The 2,280-nt window shown below is 36.0% G+C and carries 1 protein-coding gene; it reads left to right on the top strand.

All coding sequences use genetic code 11. The features are described from left to right. On the top strand, positions 1-2,280 hold a 2,280-nt coding region (locus tag PSN35_RS07180; protein ID WP_300031477.1), incomplete at both ends, for a hypothetical protein.

Raw genomic sequence — 2,280 nt, 5'->3', positions numbered from 1 at the left:
TGCGAGTCATTGTTAAATCAGATGGAAAGACAACTATTACAGCAATGATAAATCCACTGACTGAGGTTATTGCGCGCAAAGTGCTTGCTACCAGTAATACAAAGTTAGCTGATGTAGATGACGTAACAACTGATCTTGCTACTGCTAACACAGCTGTTGGCAAGGCATTTAACGCAGAAGGTGTGGACATTAGCAGCACCAAACCTGCGGTGGTTAATGCCAATAGTTACGACAGTTCTGCTAGTGCTGGTGCTAAGGCATTAGGGCAGGCATTGGCAGGTATTTCTGGTATGGAAACTAAAGACCGTAATGGTGATGCAACTAAAACCACCGATGCAGTTTTAACTAGTTTGGTTAGTGCAATTGATGATAACGGCGTATTAAAAGACGACGAGAGGGCAGATTTTTTAGCAGGTTTGGAACAAGCAAAAACAAAAAATTCAACCAACATGTCAGATGATTATATTGCTAGATTTGAAACCAGTATTTCTGGTATTTCTATTAGTGAGGATACAGTTTACAACACAAGTACTGACAGTGATTTTATTACTAAAATTAAGGCTCAAACCATTACTGCAACCCTGAAAGCAGATTTGAATAATGAGATGCTTTGGGGTCGTGTAAATAGTAGCGTTGCTTGGGAAGATATTACCAGTAAAGCTAGTGGAACTAGCATCTCATGGGATAAAGACCTACAAGAGGGTGAGAATATTATTCAGTTTGCTATTACTGCAAATGGTGTGAATGCAGGTGATGTAACAGATAATATTAAAGGCAACATTGCTTTACAGTCCTATACATTGGATACTACAAATCCATTAAAAGCAATAATTGAAAAAGCAATTACTGATAATAATAATAATCTTTTGAGTGGCGGCACAACCAATGATTCTACGCCAAAGGTTCGTATTTCTTTAACAAATACAAGTGCAGAGAAAGACGATAGAGTTCAGGTGATGAAAGATGACGGTACAGGTTACACACATTCTCAATATGTTAGATTAAATGAAACTGACATTACTAGAGGATGGAAAGAAGTGGCATTGTCAACTTTGACTTTAGACGGTAACAAAGATAATAAGACTTATAATTTTAAAGTAAAAATTATTGACCAAGTGGGAAACCAAAGCCAATTATCAGATGCATATTCAATTATTTTTGATGGCAATGTTGAGCAGTTAACGCTAACATTAAAAGACGATACAGGCACAAGTTCATCTGATGGCATTACTAATAACAAGATAATTAAGATTGGCAATATTGAAAAAGATGCCAAAGTAGAATATATTTTAGATGGTGGTGATGGTTGGATAACATTAGCAAGTAGCGCTATCACTTATAACGCTGACGATAAAGGCACAGCAGAAATTGAGTTAAATGAAAATACTAACTACGCTGCAAACAATATTAAAGTCAGACAAACTGATGATGCAGACAATGTCAGCGGTGAATCCAAAAATTCTGCGTGGAAAATTGACAATACAGCGGTGGAATATAACAACACCGAAGATGTAAAAATATCTAGAGTTAAAAATGAAAATACCAATGCATTTGAAAGCCACATTGTATTAACTTTTACCGAAGATATTGTTAAATTAGCAACTTTTGATACAAATTCGTTTACTATTTTGATTGGCACCAATCAAGTTGCTAATAGCGATATTAAAAGTGTTACAACCAGTGGAAAAAAAGCAACCATCGTATTGACAGCAGATATCAACGCAGCAAATGAATTGAAATTATCTTATGCACAAAGTGATAGCGATAAAGCCTTACAAGATAAGGCGGGCAATATTCTAACAACCATCAGCGAACAAACTTTTCCCATTGACAATGTTGCACCAACTAAGCCAACGATTGAAAGCGTGGTTGACAATAAGGGTGATGAACAAGGTGTTCTTGTTGATGATGCAATTACCGATGATCGTACTTTAGAAGTCAAGGTAAGTTTTACCAATGCAGTAGAGGGGGATTTCTTAAAATATTACAACACTAAAGACAACGATGAATTATTGAAAACAATCACCCTAACTCAATCAGATATTGATAAAGGTTATATAACCACCACTTTATACCTTGACAGTTCTACTGAAGGGAAGGATTATGGGTTGATCGCTAAATTGGTTGATAAAACGGGTAATATTAGCGATGCTTCAACTATAAAAAACTTTACGGTCGATGTCGCTGCGGCAACACCTGATGTTGTATTGAAAATAGACTCAGGTTATTCAAATAGAGATGGTATTACTAACAACAACAGTATTGAAGTCAGTAATATAG

The sequence above is a fragment of the Candidatus Thioglobus sp. genome, assembly GCF_028599055.1.
Lineage (GTDB): Bacteria > Pseudomonadota > Gammaproteobacteria > PS1 > Pseudothioglobaceae > Thioglobus_A.
The sequence above is the reverse complement of the archived record's forward strand: the minus strand, read 5'-3'. Positions and strand labels throughout refer to the sequence as shown.